The sequence below is a fragment of the Pseudomonas sp. HY2-MNA-CIBAN-0224 genome (assembly GCF_040310285.1).
Taxonomy (GTDB): Bacteria; Pseudomonadota; Gammaproteobacteria; order Pseudomonadales; family Pseudomonadaceae; genus Aquipseudomonas; species Aquipseudomonas helleri.
Genome location: NZ_JBEOPQ010000901.1, coordinates 1 through 237, shown reverse-complemented (window position 1 = coordinate 237; position 237 = coordinate 1). Strand labels below are relative to the sequence as shown.

At 43.0% G+C, this 237-nt stretch carries 1 pseudogene; it reads right to left on the bottom strand.

What is annotated here, in order from left to right:
- A pseudogene (locus tag AAEZ03_RS28845) lies at nt 1–237 on the bottom strand (tryptophan--tRNA ligase); the annotation flags it as partial.

Below are 237 nucleotides of genomic sequence, written 5' to 3'. Positions count from 1 at the left end.
GCTTGGCATCACCCCAACCTATACCTGCAGCGAATTGCGTACGCATATCAGCAATTTCTGCAGGTGTGGCAAAGGCTTTATAAATCTCAAAAATAGCAGAATCGTCAGGATCTTTTGGCTCTTCTGGCAATTGTGAGTTGGTCACAATTTTCATGATCGCTTTATGCATCTGCTTTTCAGCGCTAACTTGTGGATTTAGCTCACCAAATAGCGGAATAGTATTGCCATAGCTCTTAC